Annotated in this window: 19 protein-coding genes and 2 pseudogenes; 11 read left to right on the top strand and 10 right to left on the bottom strand. The window is 61.9% G+C overall.

Annotation, left to right across the window (positions count from 1 at the left end):
• Window positions 1–8 precede the first annotated feature (8 nt).
• Window positions 9–2,702 carry a DNA ligase D gene (gene ligD / locus J3P77_RS14395; protein ID WP_434677281.1) on the bottom strand — a complete coding sequence of 898 codons (2,694 nt, stop codon included), beginning with the start codon at window positions 2,700–2,702 and terminating at the stop codon, window positions 9–11.
• A 21-nt stretch (window positions 2,703–2,723) separates the two neighbouring features.
• Complete coding sequence (locus tag J3P77_RS14400) at window positions 2,724–3,641, bottom strand: Ku protein (RefSeq protein ID WP_434677282.1); 918 nt, start codon at window positions 3,639–3,641, stop codon at window positions 2,724–2,726.
• Window positions 3,642–3,886: 245 nt separating this feature from the next.
• Here J3P77_RS14400 and ssuD point away from each other — a divergent pair, with 245 nt between their 5' ends.
• Entirely contained in the window at window positions 3,887–5,026 is a 1,140-nt protein-coding gene (ssuD, locus tag J3P77_RS14405) for an FMNH2-dependent alkanesulfonate monooxygenase (protein WP_434677283.1), read from the top strand.
• Between the two features lie 106 nt (window positions 5,027–5,132).
• Here ssuD and J3P77_RS14410 read toward each other — a convergent pair whose 3' ends face one another.
• On the bottom strand, window positions 5,133–6,554 hold the full coding sequence (locus J3P77_RS14410) for an FAD/NAD(P)-binding protein (RefSeq protein WP_434677284.1): 1,422 nt from the start codon (window positions 6,552–6,554) through the stop codon (window positions 5,133–5,135).
• A 40-nt stretch (window positions 6,555–6,594) separates the two neighbouring features.
• Complete coding sequence (locus tag J3P77_RS14415; protein ID WP_434677285.1) at window positions 6,595–7,164, bottom strand: helix-turn-helix domain-containing protein; 570 nt, start codon at window positions 7,162–7,164, stop codon at window positions 6,595–6,597.
• Between the two features lie 94 nt (window positions 7,165–7,258).
• Between J3P77_RS14415 and J3P77_RS14420 the strand changes: the two genes are divergently transcribed.
• The 7 genes from J3P77_RS14420 to J3P77_RS14450 all read left to right on the top strand — a co-directional run bounded on the left by J3P77_RS14420 (window position 7,259) and on the right by J3P77_RS14450 (window position 14,478).
• Window positions 7,259–8,179, top strand: a complete 921-nt coding sequence (locus J3P77_RS14420; RefSeq protein WP_434677286.1) for a DMT family transporter — start codon at window positions 7,259–7,261, stop codon at window positions 8,177–8,179.
• A gap of 202 nt (window positions 8,180–8,381) precedes the next feature.
• Window positions 8,382–11,321: a monovalent cation/H+ antiporter subunit A gene (locus J3P77_RS14425; RefSeq protein WP_434677287.1), complete on the top strand. Its 2,940-nt coding sequence runs from the start codon at window positions 8,382–8,384 to the stop codon at window positions 11,319–11,321.
• Window positions 11,321–11,665: a Na+/H+ antiporter subunit C gene (locus J3P77_RS14430; protein WP_434677288.1), complete on the top strand. Its 345-nt coding sequence runs from the start codon at window positions 11,321–11,323 to the stop codon at window positions 11,663–11,665. The genes J3P77_RS14425 and J3P77_RS14430 overlap by 1 nt, the downstream gene beginning before the upstream one ends.
• Window positions 11,662–13,344, top strand: a complete 1,683-nt coding sequence (locus J3P77_RS14435) for a monovalent cation/H+ antiporter subunit D (RefSeq protein ID WP_434677289.1) — start codon at window positions 11,662–11,664, stop codon at window positions 13,342–13,344. The genes J3P77_RS14430 and J3P77_RS14435 overlap by 4 nt, the downstream gene beginning before the upstream one ends.
• Entirely contained in the window at window positions 13,341–13,829 is a 489-nt protein-coding gene (locus J3P77_RS14440; protein WP_434677290.1) for a Na+/H+ antiporter subunit E, read from the top strand. The genes J3P77_RS14435 and J3P77_RS14440 overlap by 4 nt, the downstream gene beginning before the upstream one ends.
• Window positions 13,826–14,104, top strand: coding sequence for a K+/H+ antiporter subunit F (locus J3P77_RS14445; protein ID WP_434677291.1), 279 nt, complete (start codon window positions 13,826–13,828; stop codon window positions 14,102–14,104). The genes J3P77_RS14440 and J3P77_RS14445 overlap by 4 nt, the downstream gene beginning before the upstream one ends.
• On the top strand, window positions 14,101–14,478 hold the full coding sequence (locus J3P77_RS14450; protein WP_434677292.1) for a Na+/H+ antiporter subunit G: 378 nt from the start codon (window positions 14,101–14,103) through the stop codon (window positions 14,476–14,478). The genes J3P77_RS14445 and J3P77_RS14450 overlap by 4 nt, the downstream gene beginning before the upstream one ends.
• A gap of 32 nt (window positions 14,479–14,510) precedes the next feature.
• On the opposite strand, the gene J3P77_RS14455 is transcribed toward J3P77_RS14450, so the two are convergent.
• Complete coding sequence (locus J3P77_RS14455) at window positions 14,511–14,978, bottom strand: hypothetical protein (RefSeq protein WP_434677293.1); 468 nt, start codon at window positions 14,976–14,978, stop codon at window positions 14,511–14,513.
• Window positions 14,979–15,372: 394 nt separating this feature from the next.
• Here J3P77_RS14455 and J3P77_RS14460 point away from each other — a divergent pair, with 394 nt between their 5' ends.
• A complete protein-coding gene (locus J3P77_RS14460; RefSeq protein WP_434677294.1) occupies window positions 15,373–15,603 on the top strand; it encodes a DUF2789 domain-containing protein in 231 nt (76 codons plus the stop codon).
• Window positions 15,604–15,609: 6 nt separating this feature from the next.
• Here the strand turns inward: J3P77_RS14460 and J3P77_RS14465 are convergent, their stop codons facing one another.
• From J3P77_RS14465 to iolB, 5 genes are all read right to left on the bottom strand, one after another.
• Window positions 15,610–17,091, bottom strand: a complete 1,482-nt coding sequence (locus J3P77_RS14465) for a phospholipase effector Tle1 domain-containing protein (protein WP_434677295.1) — start codon at window positions 17,089–17,091, stop codon at window positions 15,610–15,612.
• 274 nt (window positions 17,092–17,365) lie between these two features.
• Complete coding sequence (locus tag J3P77_RS14470; protein ID WP_434677296.1) at window positions 17,366–18,985, bottom strand: methyl-accepting chemotaxis protein; 1,620 nt, start codon at window positions 18,983–18,985, stop codon at window positions 17,366–17,368.
• 175 nt (window positions 18,986–19,160) lie between these two features.
• Window positions 19,161–19,565: a TraR/DksA family transcriptional regulator gene (locus tag J3P77_RS14475; RefSeq protein ID WP_025259414.1), complete on the bottom strand. Its 405-nt coding sequence runs from the start codon at window positions 19,563–19,565 to the stop codon at window positions 19,161–19,163.
• A gap of 283 nt (window positions 19,566–19,848) precedes the next feature.
• Window positions 19,849–20,868 (bottom strand): Gfo/Idh/MocA family protein, encoded by a 1,020-nt coding sequence (locus J3P77_RS14480; protein WP_434677297.1) that lies wholly within the window; start codon window positions 20,866–20,868, stop codon window positions 19,849–19,851.
• Window positions 20,869–20,931: 63 nt separating this feature from the next.
• Entirely contained in the window at window positions 20,932–21,741 is an 810-nt protein-coding gene (gene iolB, locus J3P77_RS14485) for a 5-deoxy-glucuronate isomerase (RefSeq protein ID WP_434677298.1), read from the bottom strand.
• 571 nt (window positions 21,742–22,312) lie between these two features.
• Between iolB and J3P77_RS14490 the strand changes: the two are divergent.
• Both J3P77_RS14490 and J3P77_RS14495 read left to right on the top strand, forming a co-directional pair.
• Window positions 22,313–22,936 (top strand): annotated as a pseudogene (locus J3P77_RS14490) (PAS domain-containing protein); the annotation flags it as partial.
• A 168-nt stretch (window positions 22,937–23,104) separates the two neighbouring features.
• Window positions 23,105–23,542, top strand: a pseudogene (locus J3P77_RS14495) (methyl-accepting chemotaxis protein); the annotation flags it as partial.
• Window positions 23,543–23,572: the final 30 nt, after the last annotated feature.

Consider the following 23,572-nt stretch of genomic DNA (forward strand, 5'->3'; position numbering starts at 1 on the left):
GCTGACGTTCAAGGCCGCGGCGCGCCGAGTTGCTTCCACATCTTCTGGGTGATCCGCTGCGTGTTGCGATAACCCTCCCACGGATCGGATTTGAGCTTGCGCAGGCGCTGTTGAAGGTTGCCGATGTGCCATTGCCCAGCGGATTTGAGGTCGGCAAGCTCGCTGCGGGCGATCGGCACCGACACCGGCAGGCCGGGCCGCGCGCGTACCGAATAGGCGGCCACCGTGCTGCCACCTCGACTGTTGCGCAGGTAATCGATAAAGATTTTGCCGACCCGGTTCTTTGGTCCCATGGTGGCGGTGAAACGCTCGGGTAGTTTGTGGCTGACGAACTCGGCGATAGCCTTGGCGAATGCCTTCACCGTCTCCCAGTCGGCTTTTCGCGCCAGCGGCACGATGATGTGCATTCCCTTGCCGCCGCTGGTCTTGAGGAAAGCCTCCAGCCCCAATTCCTCCAGAACGGCCAGAACCATCTGCGTGGCTTCGATCATGCTGCGCCACGGCAATGCCGGGTCCGGATCGAGATCGAGGACGAAGTGGTCTGGCGTCTCGATCCGGTCGCTGGTCGCGCCCCAGGTGTGGAATTCGATTGCGCCCATCTGCGCGGCGCCGACCAGCGCCTGCACGCTGTCGATTTCCATCAGTGCCGCATGCCCGGGGTCCAGTTTGCGGTCGAGCTGTTTGATATGCGGAATGGCCAGTCGCTCTGAATGTTTCTGGAAGAACTGCTCGCCGGCAATACCGTCGGGACAGCGCAGCAGCGCAACGGGCCGATTATCCAGGTAAGGCACGATCCAGTCGGCGATGGCTTCGTAGAACTGCGCCAGTTCAACCTTATGGGTGCCGCTCTGCTCGTCGATCACCCGGTCGGGATGGCTGACGCTGACCCCGGCGACATTGATCCGGTCTTTGCCTGCCCTGGTCGCTTTCGCAGCGGGCGCTGCCTTGGCCGTTGGGCTTGCGACCTTGGTCGCCGGGGCTTTTGATGTGGCAACTTTTGATGTAGCGGCTTTGGAAGTGCGGCCGCGCCTTGCCACCGCGCTCGCCGGTTGGGGGTGTTCGCGGATGATTTCCCCGGTTGACTTGTCGTTGCGCAGACCGACGAATGCGGCTTGGCGCAAGATGCCCTCGCGAGTCCACTCGGCGAATTCCACTTCGCCGATCAACTGCGGCTCTATCCATTGCACTCCACGGCCTTGCGCGCTGGTCAGCTTGCCGGCCAGCGGGGAGTCATCGCGATGCAACGGCGTCAGCTGCGCATGGAGTTGCTTGAGGGTCTCGGCGCTGAATCCGGTACCGACGCGTCCGGCATAGACCAGCCCTTTATCTTCATCGTTGACGGCCAGCAGCAATGCGCCGAACCCCGACCGACTGCCCTGCGGAGCGGTATAGCCCGCGATCACGAATTCCTGGCGTAACCGGCATTTGAGCTTGATCCAGTCTGCGTTGCGAGTACTGACGTAAGCGCTGCCGGCACGTTTGCCGATCACGCCTTCAAGCCCCATCGCGCTGGCGCTTTCGACGATATCCTTGTGCCCTGAACGGAACGCGTCGGAGTATCGCAGCACCCGGCTGCGCTGGCTCTGCAACATCTGCCTGAGCGCCTCGCGGCGCTGCTCCACCGGTGTGTCCCGCAGGTCCTGCCCATTGTGAAAGGGTATATCGAACAGGTAGTAAATGATGTCCTTGCTGCCGCCGGCCTCGAAGGCGTTCTGCAGTGCCTGAAAATCCGGCAGGCCGTTTTCGTTGAGCACCACCATCTCGCCGTCCAGCCAGCTGTCGGTCAGCTTCAGCGCTTTGAGCGCCTTGACCTGCAAGGGCATGCGCTCGCTCCAGTCGTGCCCGTTGCGGGTCATCAGTCGCACGTCATCATTCTGGATTCGCGCCATGATCCGATAGCCATCGAATTTGATCTCATACAGCCAGTCGCCCTCCGGCGGTGACGCGACCAGAGATGCCAGCTGCGGCGTCAGTTGCTCAGGGAACGCGGATCGGCCTTTGCCGCTTTTCTTCGCACGCGCCTTGTTCGGGACTTGGTTCGGGGCTGGCTTGACAGCCACCAGTTCCGCGGCGTCGGCGGTCGACTTTGCTCTGGCCTTGCTCGCGGCGGCTGCGGTTTTCTTGCGCCCCGCGCCAACCTGGGCACCACTGATAACGCTATTGGGCAGTTCTTCGGTGATGTCGTACTCGTCGGCGGGCCGGGCAACGGCGTCTTTTTCCTTGATCAACAGCCATTGCTGTTTACTGCTGCTGCCGCGCAAGCGGGTGCGAACCAGTGTCCAGTCGCCCGTGAGCTTTTCCCCCACCAGCGTGAACTTGAGCTTGCCTTCTTCGTAGGCCTTTTGCGGGTCGCCGTGGGGCTGCCAGACGCCACGGTCCCAGACAATCACGTCGCCACCGCCATACTCGCCCTCTGGAATACTGCCCTCGAAGCTGGCGTAACCCAGCGGGTGATCCTCGACATGCACCGCCAGACGCTTCTGGGCGGGGTCGAGGCTCGGCCCTTTGGGGATCGCCCAGCTTTTCAGGGTACCGGCCAGCTCCAGCCGGAAGTCGTAATGCAGATGGCTGGCGTCATGCTTCTGGATGACAAAACTCAGCGCCGCCGAAGCGGCGTTGCCTGTGACGACCTCCGCTTCCGGAGGCTCTGACGTGACGTCAAAATTGCGTTTGCGGCTGTATTCGCTGACGGGCTTGGCCATGATCGATGATCCCCGCGAGACTCAAGAGGCCTTGCTGGTTTTCTTGCGTGCCGGGGCGCGACGCTTGGTCGGCGCTTTGGGCTTCTCGTCCTGGTTCTCATCCTGATCAGCGGCCTTCGCCGCTGGCTTGCGTTTGGCCGGTGCCGTCTTGCCTCCCGCCAGGCTGCGGCGCAGCAGTTCGGTAAGGTCGATAACGTCGGCGCTCTTGCGTTCTTCTTCGCCGGCATCGGCCTCGACATTCTGGATCTTGCCTTCCCTGGCCTTGGTTTCGACCAGTTGCATGATCTTTTCCTGGAAGGTGTCGCGGTAATCGCCCGGCTGCCACTCGGCGCTCATGTCCTCGACCAGACGCTTGGCCATGTCGCGCTCACTTTTATTGAGCTTTGCATCGGTCACCGCCTCGGGCAATTCCAGAGCGTCGAGATCGCGGACGTCTTCCGGCCAGCGCAAAATCACCAGCACCATGGCCGACGCCAGCGGCATCACCGCCGCCAGATGCTCACGGGTGTGAAGCACGACGTTGGCAAGGGCGACTTTTTTTGTGTCGTTCAGCGTCTCGCGCAACAGGGCGTAGACTTTTTCGCCACGCTTGTCGGGGGTCAGGTAGTAAGGCGTGTCGATGTTCTGCAGCGGGATCTGCTGGCTGTCGACGAAACCGAAGATGTCGATGGTTTGCGTGGACTTGGGGTGCGCGGAGCGAATTTCCTCTTCGCTGAGCACGACGTAGCGCCCTTTTTCGTGCTCCACGCCCTTGACGATGTTCTCTTTGGTGACCTCTTTGCCGGTCACCTTATTGATGCGTTTGTAGCCCACCGGGTCCATGCTGCGTTTGTCGAGCCAGTCAAAATCAACGCCCTTGGACGATGTCGCTGAAACCAGCGCCACCGGAATATGCACCAGCCCGAAACTGATCGCGCCCTTCCAGATTGCCCTTGCCATCGTTTGACTCCCATAAGTCCTATGAAAGTGACCGGCCCGTTCTGGCAAAGTTTCGAGCAGCGCGACCAGCCGGCTGTTAGCGCAGCCGGAAACCGGACAACGCTGCGCAAAATGCATCTGGGGCCATATTCATTTGAGGTCTAAAAATATGGATTTAGGTTCTTTTACGGAATAACCCTGAGTCTTTATAAAGGTCGGTACCTCAAGGCTGCCGGCGAGCGGCTGTTCACTTCCAAGGACCTGTCATGAACGTTTTCTGGTTTCTACCGACCCACGGCGATGGCCACTTTCTGGGCACCACCAAGGGCGCCCGCCCCGTAACCCTCAATTACCTGAAGCAGGTCGCTCAGGCGGCCGACGATCTGGGTTATTACGGGGTGCTGATTCCGACCGGTCGTTCCTGCGAGGACTCCTGGGTGATTGCCTCGGCGCTAGTCCCGCTGACCGAGCGCCTCAAGTATCTGGTGGCGATACGGCCAGGGATCATTTCTCCCACGGTATCGGCACGCATGGCCGCGACACTGGATCGCCTGTCCGGCGGACGTCTGTTGATCAATGTCGTGACCGGCGGTGATCCGGATGAAAACCGAGGCGACGGAAGCTTCCTCGACCATAGCGAGCGTTACGAAGTCACCGACGAATTCCTCAGGATCTGGCGTCGGGTGCTGCAGGGCGAATCCGTTGACTTCGAAGGCAAGCACTTGCGCGTGCAGAACGCCAAGGCCCTGTACCCGCCAATCCAGAAGCCTTATCCGCCCCTGTATTTTGGAGGCTCTTCAAATGCCGCCCATGAGCTGGCCGCCGATCAGGTGGACGTTTACCTGACCTGGGGCGAGCCGCCAGCGGCGGTTGCCGAGAAGCTGGCCGATATTCGTGAACGGGCCACCCGCAAAGGCCGTACCGTGAAGTTCGGCATTCGCCTGCATGTGATCGTGCGCGAAACCAGTGAAGAGGCGTGGAAAGCCGCCAACACCTTGATCGAGCACATCAGCGACGAAACGATTGCCGCGGCCCAGAAGTCCTTTGCCCGTTTCGACTCCGAAGGCCAACGGCGCATGGCCGCGCTGCACGATGGACGTCGCGATAATCTCGAAATCGCGCCGAACCTCTGGGCGGGCGTCGGTCTGGTGCGCGGTGGTGCGGGCACGGCTCTGGTGGGCAATCCGCAGGAAGTGGCGGCGCGTATCCAGGAGTACGCCGATCTGGGTATCGAGAGCTTCATCTTCTCGGGCTATCCGCATCTGGAAGAAGCCTATCGGTTTGCCGAGCTGGTCTTCCCGCTGCTGCCGGAACCTTACGCCAGCCTGGCGGGACGCGGCATCACCAACCTGACCGGCCCGTTCGGCGAAATGATCGCCAACGACCTGCCGCCGCAGAGCAGGTAACGTCTTTTCGCGGGCTCATGGGAGAGAACTCTCTTTAACCCACTGCTGACAAACGGCCAGACCATGGTCCCACCGGTCTCCCGCTAGCTGCCTGGCCCTACGGTTATCAGGCCTGATCCGATTGCAACGCCGCCAGCCGTTGGGCCAGAGCCTTGGCCTGGCTGGCGACGTCTGTCACTGCGGTGCTCTCCCACCATAGTCCGCGCAGCGGTGGGCCGAGGCTGAAGAGTCGGGCGCTGGGCTGGCCCTGGGCGTCGAGCACTGCGCCTCCGGTATCCGCGGCAATTCCCAACGCCAGCGGGCCAGGCTGGATCAAGCCACGCGCCAGCAGTTGCCGTGGCAATGGCCGGTCAACGCGACGCCAGTCGTACTCGATGCCTGTGGAGTTGATCAACGCGTCGCCGGTCACCGATGACAAACCCGCTTCGCCACGACGTCGAATGAATATCTGCAAACGGCCTGCGCCCGCCGGCTCGACGCCTTGCAGCGACGCCGCGTGAATCGTCAGCCGCCCTTCCTTCACGCATTGCGCCAGCAAGGCGGCGCTGGGCGGTGGCGAACGATGATGATGGCTTTCCCACCAGGGCCGCACGTGACGAACGAACTGGCGACGCTGGCGGTCGCTGGCCTGGTGCCAGAGCCTGCCAATGTTGATCCGCACTGTGTCGAGCGGAGCCTGCCAGTCGATGCCGCTCTCGATGGCCAGCTCGCATTGTTCGCGCACCTTGCGCAGCAATTGTCGGGGGCTGCGGATGTCGTGGTTCTGGCCGAGGAAGTCCGGCCACTCAGGTGGCTGACGGCGCACATGCGGCAGCAGGCCGTGGCGTGAATACACTTCGATAGGTCCGCGATGACCGGACTGCTGCAAAGACACCACCGCATCGACCATCGTCAGCCCGGACCCCACGATCAGCACCTTGGCGTGCGGATCGAGGCGGCGCATTGCTGCGACGTCCCACGGGTCAAGGGCCGAGGCATTGAGCCCGCTGGACTGTCGCTGTGGCGTGCGTGAGGCAGCGTACATACCGGTCGCCAGCACTGCGAACCGTCCATTCAACTGTCTGCCATCGGCCAGGGTTACCCGCGCGAGTCGGCCGTTAATTTGAAGGTCGGTCGCCTCGCTGCAGACATGCTCGACGCATGCCCCGTGTACAGCGCCAATCGCCTCGGCTTCCCTGAGACGTTGCTGGACATACAGCCCGAACACACCACGGGGCGGAAACAGTTCGGACACCGGCAACCGCTGCTCATGGGCTTGCGGCCAGCCGCCGTCGGCCAGAAACCCCGACAGCCAGCGGGTCAGGTCGTCGGCGTCATCGGGATCAACGCTCATGCGCGCGGCGTTACCGTTCAACGTATGCCCGGGTTCGGTGGCGCTGTAGGCCTCGCCCCTGCCCAGTTCGGCCCGACGCTCGATGATCAGAATGCGTCGCTTGCCCGGCTGGCGCAGCAGCTGGGCAGCTAGCAGAGTGCCGCTCAGGCCGCCGCCGACAATCAGGATATCGGCTGGGTTGTCGTCATCGATCATGATGGATTGGGTCTCGGCTGTCTGGCGCAATGGAAGGTTCTCAGAGCACTACCGTGCGCACGAAACGCAGCGGCAGTTCGCCAAGGTTGCGATAACTGTGGGGCTGATTGCTGGGGAACATGAAAAACTCGCCCGGACCGATCTCCTGCTGCGTCGCGCCTTCAGCGAAACCGATGGTCAGCCGGCCTTCGACGACGTAGACCTGCTCGCTCCAGCCATCCGGGTCGGCTTCGGAAGCGTAGACGTCGCCGGGCGCCAGGCAGAATTCCCAGAGCTCGACTTCGCGCCGGGCGTTGGCCTTGGCCAGCAATACCGCTTTGCTGCCTTCGCCCGCCCCGGCCCAGGCCAGCTCGTTGATGCGGCTGTGGTCGCGCAGCTCCGGGGCCTGAATCAGGTCGCTGAATGCTACATCCAGCGCCTCGGCGACCCGGTCGAGGGTTGCCAGGCTGACGTTTTTTTCTCCAGCCTCGATCGCTACCAGCATCCGGCGGCTGACACCGGATCGTTCCGCCAGCGCACTCTGGCTGAGATCGGCGGCATGCCGCAGACGGCGCACGTTCTGACTGACGTGCTGCAACACCGGAGCCCGGTGAACGTTTTCTTTATCCATTTGATTTCATCCGAAGCGGCTGCGCACTATACTGCCCACTTTTGCGCCGCAATGTGTGTCGTCCCATCAAAACTTCTCCAAGGCCCACTCATTCATGAAGACCTTTCGCTGGACGCCGCGCGTCAGTAAAGCAGAACTTGTACTGATTCTGATCACAATGGTGTGGGGCGGCACTTTTCTGCTGGTGCAGTACGCCCTGGCAGCCAGCGGGCCGATGTTCTTCGTCGGACTGCGGTTCGCCGCGGCGGCGGCTATCGTAGCGTTATTTTCGCTGAACGTGCTGCGCGGCCTGACGTTACTCGAATTCCGCGCCGGCGTGGCCATCGGAACTGCAATCATGCTCGGCTACGGCCTGCAGACCATCGGCCTGCAAACCATACCCAGCAGCCAGTCGGCTTTCATCACCGCGCTCTACGTGCCGTTCGTGCCGCTGCTGCAGTGGCTGGTATTGGGCCGTCGTCCGGGTCTGATGCCGAGCCTGGGCATCGCCCTCGCTTTCGCCGGTCTGTTGCTGGTTTCGGGGCCGCAGGGCGCGAGCCTGCAGTTCAGCCCCGGCGAGCTGGCGACACTGGTCAGCGCGGTGGCGATTGCCGCCGAGATCATTCTGATCAGTGCTTTTGCCGGAAAGGTCGACGTGCGCCGGGTCACCGTGGTGCAGCTGGCAACGGCTTCGGCACTGGCGTTCCTGATGACGGTGCCGACCGGCGAGGCGCTGCCGGATTTCTCCTGGTTGCTGGTGATCAGTGCTGTGGGGCTGGGAAGCATGAGCGCGGTGATTCAGGTTGCCATGAACTGGGCGCAGCGCAGTGTTTCGCCTACCCGTGCCACCGTGATCTATGCTGGCGAGCCGGTGTGGGCAGGAATTGTCGGGCGTCTGGCGGGTGAACGTCTGCCGGGAATCGCGCTCCTGGGTGCGGCATTGATTGTGGCCGGTGTGATCGTCAGCGAACTGAAGAAGCGAACCGCACCGCTTGCCGTTGACTCCACGGAGCATTCGCCGGAAAAAGCGGATTGATGGCGGTAAAGCTGAGCTGTCACATCGGATATAACAGTTAGAACGTAGGAACAGACCTGCTTGGCTGTAGGACAAAGAATAAAGCTGCGCATAAAACTTACCTGCATCAGACATTTCTTGTAGGAAATTCGACGATCTCAGGTTTGGTGATGTGCCGACTGGCACGTATGATGCTTATTTTTTTCCGGTAGAATAGAAGCCTATGTCCTTGATAGTTCTACTGCTCCTGCCATTCATCGGCAGCTGTCTGGCGGCCTTCCTGCCGCACAACGCGCGTAACGCCGAATCCATTCTCGCCGGTCTGATCGCGGTCACCGGCGCATTGCAGTGCGCGCTCTGGTTTCCGCAGATCGCCGATGGCGGCGTCATTCGGGAAGAACTGGTCTGGCTTCCGAGCCTGGGAATCAACTTCGTGCTGCGCATGGACGGCTTCGCCTGGCTGTTCTCCATGCTGGTGCTGTGCATCGGCGCGCTGGTCTCGCTGTATGCGCGTTACTACATGTCGCCGGACGACCCGGTGCCGCGCTTCTTCTCGTTTTTTCTGGCGTTCATGGGCGCCATGCTCGGGCTGGTGATGTCCGGCAACCTGATTCAGATCGTGTTCTTCTGGGAACTCACCAGCGTTTTTTCCTTCCTGTTGATTGGTTACTGGCACCATCGCGCCGATGCCAGGCGCGGGGCCTATATGGCACTGATGGTCACCGGGGCCGGGGGCTTGGCGTTACTGGCCGGCATGCTTCTGCTGGGGCACGTGGTCGGCAGTTATGACCTGGACCGGGTTCTCGCGTCTGGCGATGCCATTCGTGAACATGCCCTGTACCCCGTGCTGCTGAGCCTGATCCTGATCGGCGCCTTGAGCAAGAGCGCGCAATTCCCCTTCCATTTCTGGCTGCCCCATGCTATGGCGGCGCCTACGCCTGTATCGGCGTATCTGCACTCGGCCACCATGGTCAAGGCCGGGGTGTTTCTGCTGGCGCGACTGTGGCCGGCATTGTCGGGCACCGAGCAGTGGTTCTGGATCGTCAGCGGTGCCGGGGCCTGTACGCTGATCCTCGGCGCCTACGCCGCGATCTTCCAGTACGACCTGAAGGGGCTACTGGCATATTCGACCATCAGCCACCTGGGCCTGATTACCCTGCTGCTGGGCCTGAACAGCCCGCTGGCAGCGGTCGCTGCGGTGTTCCACATCCTCAACCACGCAACGTTCAAGGCCTCGCTGTTCATGGCGGCGGGCATCATCGACCACGAGAGCGGCACCCGCGACATTCGGCGGCTGAGCGGGCTGGTCAGGCTCATGCCGTACACGGCGACCCTGGCGATGGTGGCCAGCGCCTCGATGGCAGGAGTTCCGCTGCTCAACGGTTTCCTGTCCAAGGAAATGTTCTTCGCCGAAACCGTGTTCATCTCGTCCACCGCCTGGGTGGAGATGGCGCTTCCGGTCATCGCGACGATCGCCGGTACGTTCAGCGTGGCTTACTCGTTGCGCTTCACGGTGGATGTATTTTTTGGCCCGGCGGCCAAGGATCTGCCGCACCTGCCCCATGAGCCTCCGCGCTGGATGCGCGCACCGGTCGAGCTGTTGGTGCTGACTTGTCTGGTGGTCGGGATTTTTCCGGCCCAGTCTGTGGCACCGCTGCTGGCCGCCGCTGCACAACCGGTGGTGGGTGGCACCCTTCCTGAATACAGTCTGGCGATCTGGCACGGCTGGAATGCGCCGATGATCATGAGTCTGGTGGCGATGGCAGGCGGCATTACGCTGTATCTGCTGCTGCGCAAGCCGTTCAAGCGCGAGCGCTTCGCGTTGCCGCCGGTGATCGGTCGCCTCAACGGCAAGCGTTTCTTTGAACGCAGCCTGGTTGTCCTGATGCAGCGCGCCCGTGGCTTCGAGCGTCTGGTCAGCACGTACCGCTTGCAACCGCAGCTGTTTCTGCTGGTGGCCGCCGCGACCCTGGCGGGCTTCATCCCGATGTATTACGGTGGACTGACCTGGGGCGACCGCCCCAAGATTCCGGGTTCAGGCGTATTCGTAACACTGTGGCTGATTGCGATAGCCTGCGCCCTCGGTGCCGCCTGGCAGGGCAAGTATCACCGCCTTGCGGCGCTGATCATGGTCAGCGTCTGCGGCCTGATGACGTGTATTACGTTTGTCTGGTTCTCCGCGCCTGACCTGGCACTGACCCAATTGGTCGTCGAGGTGGTCACCACGGTGCTGATTCTGCTGGGCCTGCGCTGGCTGCCACGCCGCAACGAGAACGTCGCACCGGTAAGCGCACGCCTGAGGGCGCGCAGCCGCCGGGTCCGCGACCTGGTTCTTGCGACTCTGGTGGGCGTCGGCATGGCACTGCTGTCGTACGCCATGCTGACCCGTCAGACGCCGAACGCCATTTCTTCTTTCTACCTGAGTCGGGCGCTGCCGGAAGGCGGCGGGACCAACGTGGTGAACGTGATGCTGGTCGATTTCCGCGGGTTTGATACCTTCGGAGAGATCACCGTGCTGGCGGCCGTGGCGTTGACCGTCTTCGCGCTGCTGCGGCGCTTCCGACCGCCCAAGGAAAGCATCGCCCTGCCCGCCCAGCAACGGCGCCTGGCCCGCGACGTGGTCACCGACCTGATCAACCCGCGCAGCGCCAGCGACACGGCTCTGGGTTTCATGATGGTGCCGGCGGCACTGGTGCGCCTGCTGCTGCCGGTTGCGTTCATCATTTCCATGTACCTGTTCATGCGCGGCCATAACCAGCCGGGCGGCGGTTTTGTCGCAGGGCTGGTGATGTCGGTAGCGTTTATCCTGCAGTACATGGTCGCCGGTACCCAGTGGGTCGAAGCACAGATGAACCTGCGGCCCTTGCGCTGGATGGGCACCGGGCTTTTGACCGCAGTGGTTACCGGGCTGGGTTCGATGGCGCTGGGCTATCCGTTCATGACCACCCACACCGCCCACCTGCACCTGCCGGTGCTCGGCGACTTCCACTTTGCCAGTGCGCTGTTCTTCGACGTGGGCGTTTATAGCGTGGTGGTCGGTTCCACCCTGCTGATCCTTACCGCCCTGGCGCACCAATCGGTGCGCAGCCATCGTCCGACGGGGCTGCCCAAGCCAGTCCCCAACCCGGTCGCCGAAATCGCTGCATCACAAGGAGCCGTCTGATGGAAGAAGTCATTGCCGTAGCCATCGGTGTTCTCGCCGCCTCGGGCGTGTGGTTGATCCTGCGTCCGCGTACCTTCCAGGTGGTTATGGGGCTTTGCCTGCTGTCGTATGGGGTCAACCTGTTCATTTTCAGCATGGGCAGTCTGTTCATCGGCAAGGAGCCAATCATCAAGGACGGCGTGCCGCAAGACCTGCTCAACTACACCGACCCGCTGCCTCAAGCGCTGGTCCTGACGGCCATCGTGATCAGCTTTGCCATGACCGCACTGTTTCTGGTGGTGCTCCTGGCGTCCCGCGGCCTGACCGGTACCGACCATGTTGACGGTCGGGAGCCCAAGGCATGAGCTGGATGAATCAACTGATCATCGCGCCTATCCTGCTGCCGCTACTGACCGCCGGGTTGATGCTCTGGCTGGGCGAAAAGCACCGCACGCTCAAAGGGCGTATCAACCTGCTGTCGAGCCTGCTCGGGCTGGGTATTTCCGTTGTTTTGTTCATGTGGGTGCAGAAGTCCGGCACGACCGGCTCTATCGGCGTCTATCTGCCCGGTAACTGGGATGTACCCTTCGGCATTGTGCTGGTGGTCGATCACCTCTCGGCCATGATGCTGGTGCTGACCGGCATCATCGGCGTCTGCGCGCTGACCTTCGCGCTGGCACGCTGGGACCGCGCCGGGGCCAGTTTTCACGCGTTGTTCCAGATTCAGTTGATGGGGCTTTACGGTGCGTTCCTCACCGCCGATCTGTTCAACCTGTTCGTGTTCTTCGAGGTGCTGCTGGCCGCCTCCTACGGCCTGATGCTGCACGGCTCCGGTCGGGCACGGGTTTCAGCGGGCCTGCATTACATCTCCATCAACCTGCTGGCGTCCTCGCTGTTTCTGATCGGTGCGGCTCTGATCTATGGTGTGACCGGCACGCTGAATCTGGCTGACCTGGCGATCAAGATCCCGCAGGTACCGGAAGCCGACCTTGGGCTGCTGCACGCCGGTGCGGCGATCCTCGCCACGGCCTTCCTCACCAAGGCCGGCATGTGGCCGCTGAATTTCTGGCTGGCACCGGCTTATTCGGCGGCCAGTGCGCCGGTGGCGGCAATGTTCGCGATCATGACCAAGGTGGGCATCTACACCCTGCTGCGTCTGTGGACCCTGCTGTTCTCCGGCAGCGCTGGCGCGTCCGCATTTTTCGGCGGCGACTGGCTGATCTACGGCGGCATGGCAACCATCGTCACGGCCGCCGTGGCGATCATTGCGGCGCAGCGCCTTGAGCGCCTGGCGAGCCTGAGCATTCTGGTGTCGGCAGGCATTCTGCTGTCCGCCATCGGTTTCGCTCAACCGAGCCTGACGGCAGGTGCGCTGTTCTATCTGGTCAGCTCCACCCTGGCGCTGAGCGCGCTGTTTCTGCTCGGCGAACTGATCGAGCGTTCCCGCTCCGCCAACGAGATCCCGCTGGAGGAGGACGCTGACCAGTTGCCGCGCACCATGGAGTCCCTGCACCCGCCAACGGGCGTCAATCTTGATGAGCAGCAGAAAATCGTCGTCGGCCAAGTGATCCCGATCACCATGGCATTTCTGGGCCTGAGCCTGGTGGCCTGCGCTCTGCTGATCATCGGTATGCCGCCGCTGTCCGGCTTCATCGGCAAACTGGCTTTGCTGAGTGCGCTGATCAATCCGCTGGGGCTGGATGTCGCGCAGGACGAACCGATTTCGCTGCAGGCCGGGCTGCTCGTTGCGCTGCTGATGCTGTCCGGCCTGGCGTCGCTCATCGCGTTCGCGCGCCTGGGCGTGCAGCGCTTCTGGACGCCACATGAACGTCCATCGCCGGTGCTGCGCCGCTATGAATATGTGCCGATCGTGATCCTGCTTGGCCTGTGCATCACGCTTACGGTGATGGCCGAGCCGCTGCTGCGCTATACCCGCGACACTGCCGCGGCGCTTCATGAGCCCAAGCAGTATGTGCAGTCGGTGCTGGCGACCCGGCCGCTTCCCGGCTCGACGCGTGCCGGAACTTCGGAGGCGCAGCCATGAAGTATCTGTTTCCGGCTCCCTGGTTCTCCCTGGCGCTCTGGGTGTTGTGGCTGGTACTGAACCTTTCTCTGAGCCCGGGCAATCTGCTTCTGGGTGCGTTCTTCGGATTCCTCGCGCCGCTCCTGATGAAGCGGTTGCGGCCGCAGCGAGCGAACTTCAAGAATCCGCGCGCGATCCTCAGGCTGTTTCTGCTGGTTGGACGTGACGTGGTGGTGTCGAACCTGCAAGTGGGTCGCGCGGTATGGGCTGCCAAGCGGCGCCCGCCCCGCTCGGCTTTCGTGCGCATACCGCTGGATTTGCGCGACGCCAATGGCCTGGCGGCGCTGGCCATGATCACCACCGTGGTGCCGGGCACTGTCTGGTCGGAGCTGGCGCTGGACCGAAGCATATTGTTGATGCACGTTTTCGACCTGACGGATGAGGCGCAATTCATCGAACACTTCAAGGCCACCTATGAGCGCCCATTGATGGAGATTTTCCAATGAGTGCCCTGCTCGACAATGCGATCCTTATCAGCCTGCTGATTTTCGCTCTGGCGATGGTCGTGACGCTGGCCCGCCTGTTCATCGGCCCCTCCGCTCAGGACCGGGTACTGGCGCTGGATTATCTGTACATCACCGCCATGCTGATGATGCTGGTGCTGGGCATCCGTTATGCCAGCGACACCTATTTCGAGGCGGCGCTACTCATCGCGCTGTTCGGCTTCGTGGGTTCCTTCGCACTGGCCAAATTCCTTTTGCGCGGCGAGGTGATCGAATGAATTCGTTGCAAGGCATGCCGGTGTGGGTGGAAGCGTTGACCGGGCTGCTGCTGATCATTGGAAGCCTGTTCACGCTGACCGGCGCAATGGGGCTTTTGCGCATGAAGGATTTCTTCCAGCGCATGCATCCGCCTGCGCTGGCCTCGACGCTGGGCGCCTGGTGCGTGGCACTGGCGTCGATCGTGTACTTCTCGGAGCTGAAATCCGGTCCGGTCCTTCACGCCTGGCTGATTCCGATTCTGCTGGCGATTACCGTGCCGGTCACCACGCTGTTGCTGGCGCGCACGGCGCTGTTTCGCAAGCGCATGGCAGGAGACGATGTACCGCCGGAAGTCAGCAGCGCCCGCCGTGACGGGGAGTCCGGCGGCATCTGAACCAACGGCTCGCCACGTGCGAGCCATTCAGATCATTCGCTTGCCTTGAACGCCAGCTCGCCCTTGCGCCACTTGGCGGCCTTGCCAACGGCGGCCTTGAGGACCTTGCTCATCCCGGACTGGAGCTGTTCGTTCGCGGCGAAGACCATGAACACCACGTGACCTTCCCGGAAAACGATGCCCTGCCCCTCGGGCGTCGCGACATAGGCGTAATCGCCCAGCCCATAGACGGTCGACTTGATGTCACGAAACCTGATTTCGAACTTGCCGCCTTCACGACTGGGCAGAACCGCGGCACGAAAATGGTCGCCGACCTTGAGTTCCAGACGCGGCTTGTCGTCCACGACCATCGCGGACTCGGTGTCGATCTCGGCGATGTAGATGCCTTCGGCCGACTGCTCGATGACGTAGACGAAACGGGATTGGAAATGTTTGACCAGTTGTGCACGGAGATCTCCGAGCACGAACAACGCATGGGTATCCAGGTTACTTACAGCCAAGGTACAAACTCCCAAACATGAATTGAAACCTGCCCGGTCACTGCCAGGCAGTCACGAAGATTGCTGCATCCAATGCTGCCGCGCATGCGGCTGAAAAACGGTCGGGCACTGCATCGGTCGATTGACGCGTCTGGCGAAATCCGCAGCGGTCAGCGCAGGCCCGGTGTACGCCAAGCCTGGCGCGCTGCGGGGCATGCATCTAAGGAGGAGGCCGAGCGACTGGCTCCGGGACACGATTGTAGTGTCTCGCCCAGAGCTCACGCACATTAACATCTACCACCACGACAAAAAAGATTGTGTGGGGCACACAACCATAACCATCGAACTCTTGCCGGCCCGCAAGACTCCCATGCAGTACACCCGATGACCCGACGGCATTCGCCAAGGAGATGATATGGAACTGCAAGCACGTAGCCTCGGCGCCCTTTTCGAACAACTGGGGCTGGACTCCGATGAGGCGAGCATCGACGCATTCGTCGCCAGCCATTCGTTGCCTGAAGACGTAAAGCTGAGCGACGCGGACTTCTGGACCCCTCAACAGGCACGCTTCCTCAAGGAAGAGCTGCTGGACGACGCCGACTGGGCGCCCTACGTCGATGAGCTCAACGTCCTTCTGCATAGATAACGCCCTTCAATGCGGGTAGCCGGGCTGTCCCACGTTGGGATGCAGGACACGTCCACCCGGCTGCGGCGCATGCACGAACACAGCATCGCTCAGGCTGCTCACGCTGCCCAGCGTTCCACCCCAGTGAGCGGAACGATGAATGTAGCGCCAGCGCAGGATGCGTTCTTCCTGCTCGGTCAGGTCATACGGTCCACCACGCGCGTAGCGCATGAGCTTCTCCGCAATGCCGTGCAGTTCGGGCGGCAGGCCAAAGGACGCCCGCTCCGGGAACGGCAGCAAGGGCACGCCTTGATCCCGGGCCAGCGCATGCATGATGCGCAGGTTCACCAGCGACAGATGACCGAATACCTGGCGCCGCAGGCAGACCGATGCAGCGACCGTCTTCGCCCCAAGCGTCGAGGCATGACCCCGGCCGATGGACTCGCAGCATTCCACTCGCAGCGAAGCCTGCGGGTCACCGGGGTCGAGCATCCAGCGCTCGGCGCTCATGTGTTGCAGGTCAGCCAGTGAGCGCAGCCAGGCCTGACTGGCTTCGCACGGGCTGTCGCGAAAAACCAGGCTTACCCGCGGCCGGGTCAGCAGAACTTTCTCCAGCATCTGCACCGGATATCCACCGCCGATGTCCGAATGCGCGCCCGGCAGCACGATCTCCCTTGGCCAGTCCGGGGCCACGCTGTTGAGCGCAAAATTGCGCCTGGATTCATCGCGGGCTACCAGATGCACCACGTGCTCGGCGCAATGCGCCGGCAAATAGAGATTGAGCCGGTTATTGGACGAGTCGCGTATGTTGCCCAGGTCCTTGAGACTGCCGACCGCGGCGACCGTATCGAACAGCCCGATGAACCTGATCCTGACGCTACCGCGCTCCCAGCCAAAGCAGGGGCTGAGCGGCACTTTACGACTGCGTAGAATCGGTTCGAGCGATCCTCTGGACTGCTTCAGGATCTCATTGACGAAATGTCTTGCCGACGCCGCACCCCGGCTGAATCCGAAAACGTCGAGCTCCAGCGCGTCGATGACGCAGCCCGGGTTGTCCTGAGCAAAAGTTTTCAGCCTCGATTCAAGCTTGGTGAAAGCGCGCTCCACCTTGGCGATGACACCTGTGGCTCCGCGCCCGAAACTCTGGCCCGGCCATAACGAGTCGCGACCGCCGGAAGTTGTGCCAGCGCCGCTGATATATATCGGCCAATAAACCCGGAGACCCTGCCCGTCATTCCGGGCCACATATTGATGACGATAAAGATCCACCAGCCTGGCGATATTACTCTGTTCGATACCGTAACTACTGCCGTGTTCCAGATGCCGCCCGCCGCATTCTCGTGTATGCCTGTTATCGTTCGCCTCCATCATGGCCTGACACTCGGCGCCGATGCGACTATTGACCCTATTATTGGCCGTCCCGTCGAAGAACAGCCCGGCCCTCAAGGTCACCCGCAGGTTGGCGACCGCGCTGACTGTTGCCTGCTGAACATTCCCTGTATCTTGCATCGCACTTCCATCCGTAGAAGAGTTAACCAAAATCGCTACTGAATCATTTCTTGATACAGTTGATTAACAGCTTGCGCAGCGGGAGAGAACAGTCAAGTAACAACGCGATATTCAGACTTATCCTACATCTCTGAGTAACGGAGAAGCGGGCCCTGACAATACCTGGGCAAACAACTATCGTCCTTGCCCGGAACCGAAAAGGTTGAATGGATTATTCAAGCGGGGACCATGACATTGCATCACGGTCCGTTCTGACGGGTTGCTACAGCGCGGATCAGGTGCCGGGCTGTTCCGGCCTGTAGCCCAGACGCAGTCCGCCCCAGTGGCGGCCCTTGATCATGATCGGCACGGACAGGTCATGCATCAATTCGCCGGTGTCACGGGTGTAGGTCTGCAGCAGCACCGGTAGCTGGTGGCTGCCGCAACGGATGCCGGTGCGATCATCGAACTTGCGCTTGCTGCGGTTGCGCAGGTTGTCCACGGCCGGGTCGCCGGTCAGCGGCTGATTGAACGCCGAGTTGTGGGTGGGCACGTAACCCTGGGGCGTGCAGGCGATGGCGAACACCAGGCCTTCATGGAGCGCCAGCAAAGGCTCCTGAATGGCGGGCAACACCTGATCAGTGTAGCGATCAAAGCGGGTCTGAAAGCGTGGCGGCGAAGTATTGGGGATGGCCTGGTAACTGCGGTCGAACAGATCATCCAGGCCGATCTTGCCCTGCTCGATATCGGCTTCGAATTTCGCCACGATCTTGTTCGCGCCGTCACGCGCCAGGTCGTAAATACGCTGGTGGTAGCCATCCAGGCCGACCTGGGCCAGACGCTGGCTGATGGTTTCGGCCTGCCCTTCCATCTGCACTGCGGTAAGCGCCAGATTGCGGGTCTGCTCATCACTGACTACCAGATCGCCGCGCATCTGCTCCACTGCGCCAAACAGACTGGCCAGCTGCTCCTGATTGTTCTGCGCACCTGCCGCAATATCACTGACCTGGGTTTCTACCTCCACCGCCAGCCGGGCGATGTGATCGAGCTGCTGGCCGGTATGCTCGACCTGGCCGACACCGCTGTCCAGGTCGGCGGACAGCTGCCGGATCTGCTCGACGACCCTGGCGGTGCGCTGCTGAATGTCGGCCACCATTTGCCCGACTTCCTCTGTGGCACTGGCGGTGCGCCCGGCCAGTCCGCGCACCTCGTCCGCCACCACGGCGAACCCGCGGCCGTATTCCCCGGCGCGGGCGGCTTCGATAGCGGCATTGAGCGCCAGCAGGTTGGTCTGGCTGGCAATCGACTGGATGACGCTGGTCACCCGCTGGATTTCTTCACTGCGCTGACTGAGCGCCTCGATCATTTCCCGGCTGTCGCTGGCGCGCCGACTCAACAGGTGCATGCGCTCGATGGACTCGCTGAGCACCGCGCGCCCGGCGTCGCTGTTGCTTCGGGCATCGCTGGCGGCGGTAAGCGCCTGACGGCTGAGCTGCGCGGTTTGTTGCTCGGTGGCGATCATCACTTCGGCGCTGGCGACGATTCGTTCGGCCGCGCCCAGCTGAGACTGCACCCTGGCGGCCAGCTGGCGTACCGAAAATGCGACGCCGGCTGCCGACAGCGCGTTATGGCTAGTGGTGTGGGAAAGATCGCGGGTAAGGCGCTCGATGTCGGCCTGACCTTGCGTGGCCGGAGCGTCGCCAGGTTTATCCCGTCGCAGGCCGGGCAGCCAGATCATGATCAGGGCCGCCGGGAATGCGGCATACAGCGGGAGATCCGCCCATGCGGTGGCCGCGAGAACTGTGCAGAGTCCCAGGCTTTGCAGCACCGGCGCGACCCAGTGCCTGGCAGCCTGCGTGGTGGCTGCCTGCCGGGCAACCGGCAGTCCCGCGGCAATCGATCCGTCTTCGGCCATGCTGAACTTCCCCTGTATTTATCGTTGTCTGGCCTCATTAAACGCCAGCCACAGGCAATATGCCATGAGGCTTTGGTTGAACCGACCAGCGTTCACTTCGATAAAATCCGGGCACAACAAAACCGGGAGGCAATTGCTTGCCTCCCGGTCCGGTCACCCTGCGTGCTGCCGAGAATCAGGCTTGACGCTGGTGCTTGTCGATCTGCTCGTGGCGCTCTTGCGCTTCGATGCAGTATTTGGTGGTCGGGCTGATCAGCAGACGCTTGAGGCCGATAGGCTCTCCACTGTCGTCGCACCAGCCGAAAGTGTCGTCGGCAATCCGCGACAAGGCCATTTCCAGCTGCGGCAACATACGCTGGTCACGGTCGATCACATTGACCAACCAGTGACGCTCTTCTTCCACCGAAGCTGCATCGGCGGGGTCAGCAGGCGTATCCAGGCTCTCGATGGCAATGCGGCTCTGCTCGATACGCTCGTGGATCTCGACCTTCATGGCCTGTAACAGCTCGACGAAGAAAGCATGCTGTTCAGCATTCATGTAGTCATCGGCCGGCATGGCCAGCAACTTTTCCTTTGTCATTGATTTCTCTATAAAAAAACGTGCATTGAGGAGCGGCTCAACGTTGCCGTAAAAGCGCCATCATTTCCAAGCGCCACCCGGCACTCAATTTACGAGGGGCGGCAGTCTAAGGCCGGCTTGGTCACTCGGCAACCTAATTGAAGGTTTTTCCACAACAATTGCGGCCTCTCCCCTGCGAAGCGACGTTCGGAGACGAATAAGCAACCCGCTTGAAGAGCTTCTGACCCGGCCCGCGCCGGTCGGTTCCTGAACTGGCGCGGGCCTCGCTGCCCGGCTGGCGGGTTTACAGGGTGACGACCTGGCCGAGCGCAGCACTGGTCCGCGCGGCATCCAGCACAGCGGTTGTGGCCAGCGCTTCATACGGATCGACCGGGTTGCGGCCCTGGCCGTCCACCGCAGTCTGCAACTGCCGGTAGAACATCTGCCAGCAACCGCGCTCCGACGGCACCCGCTCCCGGTGGCCGCCCTGTTCGAACCAGCCCCAGCGCTGATCGTCCTCGACGCCCCAGCGCTCGCCTTCGCTACGCGGCGTACGCCCGGCGAAAGCGGCGGCTTCCTGGCCATCCAGCCCTTCGACACTGTAACAACCCGATGAACCACTGACCCTGAACCGGGGTCTGGGCGTGTTTTGCAGACAACTGCCGGACAGATGCGAAACGACGCCATTAGCGTGGGTCAACGCCACGAAGAACGTGTGATCCAGTACTTCGCCGGGTGCGGGATATTGCAGCTCGGCGTAGACCCGCTTCACCGGGCCGAACAGCACCAGCGCCTGGTCTACCAGATGGCTGCCCAGATCGCGCAGCACGCCACCGCCGCTCGCCTTGCCCACTGATGCGGGCGAGAAGCGCTCGATACTCGACTCGAATCGGCTGATCGTGCCCAGTGCCTGGCTGTCGATCAGCTTGCGCACGGTCAGAAAGTCCGAATCCCACCGGCGGTTCTGATAGACACTGAGCATGACACCCTGTCGTTCGGCGCTGTTCACCAGCTCGCGGGCCTCGTCGACGTCATGGGCGAACGGCTTGTCACTGACCACGCCTACGCCCAGGTCGATGGCCTCCATAATCAACGCTTTGCGAGAGGCCAGAGGCGTGGAGACGACCACCACGTCGACGCCCGCGGCGACAAGCTGCGCCAGGCTATCGAAGGTGGCCACGCCCGGATGGTCCTTGGCGACCTCCAGCCTGCGCTCGGGCGAGCGTGTGACCACACCGACGAAGCTCGCGCCTTGCAGGCCGGATATCAGGGTCGCATGAAAATACCGCCCGCCTTTGCCATATCCCACCAGTCCGATTCTCATGAAAGCTCCCTGTCAGGTTCCGGCGGCAAGCCAGCCTGGTGTATGTGACGTATCACTCGTGGATCAAAGGTCCAGCAGCCAGCCGGGCTGCCGCTCGTTCGGGATCGGCCAGTTGCGCGTCGGCCCTGCCATCACGTTCAGATACCAGGACTCATAACCGCAAGGTACACAGATGGGATGATAACCGCCGGGGACGACGACCAGATCGTGGTTTTCCACGGCCATGGCCTGATCCACACTGCGGTCCTCAGTGTACACGCGCTGGAACACGAAGCCTGCGGGAGGATTGACCATGTGGTAGTAGGTCTTTTCCAGAACCGCCTCGCCGGGCAAGTCTTCAGGATCGAGCAGGCTGGGCGGCAACCCCGACGAGTGTCCCGACGGCGTGCGGACTTCCACGACCAGCAATGAATGGGCAGGCTCGGTGTCCGGCAGGATGTCACACACATAGCGCGTACTGGCCCCCTTGCCCCGCACCCCGCGGCGCATGCTGTCCGGTGTGATCAGCCGGGCCGGCACCCGCTTGCTGCTGTCACCGGGAGCCGAACAGACGGCAAGGTGCGCGGGCCCGAGCGCCGTGAAGCTGGCCTGGCTGTGGGGAGGCAGATACACCGCGAATGGCGCGGCGTCCTCGAACACCGAATGGCGATCGCCGACGTTCTCCCAGTTGAATGCGCCCTGTCCGAGCGCTTCTCCATTGATGCGCGCGTGCCCGGTAAGCAGCACTACGCATAGCTCCTTGTCATCGGCGTTGAGCGCGAGCCGCTCGCCGGTTTCCAGACGGTACGCGGCAAACCCGACGTAGGTCAGCAGGTCATCGTGCAGAGCCACGATATCGCGGCCCTTGGGGTTGCTCCTGGTGAGCAGGTTCATGATCAAATCCTCGCCCATCGGGCGGCGGCCGACTGTCGGTGCGAGCCGTGACCGTCTTGCCGCTGCGGATCTGCAAAGCCGGCGTGGGCATGGCTGCGCCTTCCTGTCAGTGAGTGATGTAGGTTCTGACTGCGGCCGCGCGACGATTTCATACCCGGCTGTCGGGTGCGGGCCAACCGAGCCACGGTGATGGCCCGATCCAACCTTTCCTTTTGCAGAATAGATGGTTGCAACACGCCGACGTTGGCTTGACCTGTACAGCACGTCGGAACATTCAAGACAGGCGTTCGAATTCACGGTGCCCGACATGCGGCACAGGCTACCGCCCCACGCGCGCAAGTTTTTTATACAAAACTTGTACAAATTACATGCGAATGTACATATAGTGCCATCATTGCTCAGGACGGGCACGACCTCGAGTGGAGTTCAAGACCAGGGATCCGGACGTTCTATTCGCATTCCCTTCAGCCAGGCCATCATCGTGCTATTCAATTCCGGTAAAAAAGAAATTTCCAGATTGCAGCAAGTCATCGAAGACCAGACCCGGCTGCTGGCTGCCATTGACCGTTCGATGGCCGTCATCGAATTCGACTTGAACGGCATTGTCCTCGACGCCAATGACAATTTTCTGAAAACCATGCGCTACCGCCGGGAGGCCATCATCGGCAAGGAGCACAAGATGTTCTGCCCGGCGAACTATGTGCGCAGCAGCGAATATGACCGGCTCTGGTCGCGCCTCAAGGCTGGGGAATACGTCGCCGAGACCTTTTGCAGAATTGCCGCGGACGGTCGGACGGTATGGTTGGAAGCCAGTTATAACCCGGTGAAGGATGACTCGGGTCGCCCCGTGAAGATCATCAAGTATGCGCTGGACGTGACGGACAGAGTCGAGGCCGACAACGAGGCGCAGAACAAGCTGCAGGCCATCGACCGCGCAATGGGCGTCATCGAATTCGATCTGAACGGCAATGTTCTGTGTGCCAATGACAACCTCACGCGGCTGGTGGGTTACAAGGAAGCGGAACTGGTCGGCAAACATCACCGCATGCTCTGTCCGCCAGACGTGGCCGGCAGCCAGGAGTACGCCGAATTCTGGCGTCGCCTCAACAAGGGCGAGTTCTTCAGCGGCCAGTTCAAACGCATTGACCGAAACGGCCGCGTCATCTGGCTCGAAGCAAGCTACAACCCGGTATATGACGCCAACGGCACGCTGTGGAAAATCATCAAGTTTGCCTCGGACATCACCGCCAGAATCGTCAAGCACGAGCAGGATGCGAGCAGCGCGGCCCAGGCGTATCACATCTCGGTACAGACCCAGAACATCACCGCGCGCGGCACTGAGGTGATTCAACAGGCAGCGTCGGAAATGCGCCAGATCTCGGTGGACATCGAAGACTCTTCACGGATCGTCGCACAGCTGGGCGAGCGCTCCGAGCAGATAACCGCCATCGTCAACACCATCCGCAGCATCGCCGAACAGACCAATCTGCTGGCACTGAACGCCGCCATCGAAGCCGCCCGTGCCGGTGATCAGGGTCGCGGCTTCGCCGTGGTCGCGGATGAAGTGCGCCAACTGGCCGGTCGCACCAGTCGTTCCACTGCGGAGATTTCGGAGATGATCGGCGTGATCCAGAACGAAACGCGTCAGGCCATCGAAAGCATGGACAACACTCGCTCGACAGCTACCCGAGGCGTAGAACTGGCCGATCAGGCCGGCTCGGTGATCGTGCAGATCAGCGAAGGCACCCGCGATGCGGTAGACGCGGTGAAGACCTTCGCTCATCAAGGCCACACAGGCTAGTCACGCATCTGGCTTCCCGCCCGCGCGGAG

Source organism: Pseudomonas sp. R1-18 (assembly GCF_051132095.1).
In the GTDB taxonomy this organism is placed as follows: domain Bacteria; phylum Pseudomonadota; class Gammaproteobacteria; order Pseudomonadales; family Pseudomonadaceae; genus Aquipseudomonas.